At 72.0% G+C, this 1,130-nt stretch carries 1 protein-coding gene; it reads left to right on the top strand.

Annotated features, from left to right (window positions below; translation table 11 throughout):
- A partial coding sequence (locus AB0J09_RS65435) for a condensation domain-containing protein (protein ID WP_360714649.1) occupies positions 1–1,051 on the top strand: 1,051 nt, incomplete at its 5' end.
- Positions 1,052–1,130 lie beyond the last annotated feature (79 nt).

Genomic DNA, 1,130 nt, shown 5'->3' with positions numbered 1-1,130 from the left:
GCTCCTGGCCCACAGCCGGCCGCTGCACGTCGACCCACGCAGCGACCCGCTGTTTCGCACCCACCTGATCCGCCTCGGCGAGCACCGGCACGTCCTGCTCCTGCAAATCCACCACTTCATCAGCGACGGCTGGTCGATCGGTGTCCTCTACCGCGACCTCGCCGAGCTCTACAACGCCGCCCGCGCCGGCCGCCCCGCCTGCCTGCCCGCGCTCCCCCGCACCTTCGCCGCCGTAAGCCGCGACATGCACACGGAACGCCGCAACGAGCAGCTGGGCCGCCAGCTCGCCTACTGGAGCGACCGCCTGAACCGGCTCGGCCCCGCCCTCACCTTCGCCGCCACGCCGCCCCAGCACCACGCCGGGAGCCGCCCCGTGGCCGTCGAACGCGTTCACATACCGGCCCCGGCCGTACTCGCCCTACGCGCCCGCGCGCGCGGCGGCGCCCGCGGCCCGCTCGCCGGCCCGATCCTCGCCGCGCTCGCCCTGCTCCTGCACCACCAAAGCGCAGCCACCGACATCCGCATCGGCATGATGATCGCCAACCGGGCCCGGCCGGACACCGAGCACCTGATCGGCTACTTCGTCAACACCGCCGTCATCCGGCTGCGCGTGCACCCCGAGCTGACCGCCGCCCAGCTGACCGAGGCCGCCAACACCGCCGTACGCGAGGCCGTCGAACACCAGGCCCTGCCGATCCAGGACCTCAAGCAGGAACTGCACCCAGCCGCCGTCCCGCTGTATCAGGTCACCCTCGCGCTCAACACCATGCGCGCCGGCACGCTCACGCTGGACGGCGTCCACTGCCAGGACATCGACCTGGAAGAGACCAGCCGGCGGATGGCTCCAACAGTCATCGAACAGCGCTGGGTCCTCCAAGAGCAGGACGGCGCCCTGGCCGGCACCCTCACCTATCAATGCGGCACGTTCACCCCGCCGCAGATCCGCACGGCGTTGAGCGACTTCGACCACGTGCTCGGCGCCGTCGCCGCCGGGCATCCCACCGTCGCCGCCATCACCAGCGCCCTGCGGCACACGGCGGCCAGAACATGAGCGGAGGTCAAAGTATGAGCGGGGCTCGCAGCACGCAGCGCACCGATCCCGGCCTCGCCGCCGTCCTGGACGCCTACGG

The organism is Nonomuraea sp. NPDC049784 (assembly GCF_040659615.1).
Classification (GTDB): domain Bacteria; phylum Actinomycetota; class Actinomycetes; order Streptosporangiales; family Streptosporangiaceae; genus Nonomuraea.
Note: the sequence above shows the minus strand (reverse complement) of the source record. Positions and strands in the feature narration are given on the sequence as shown.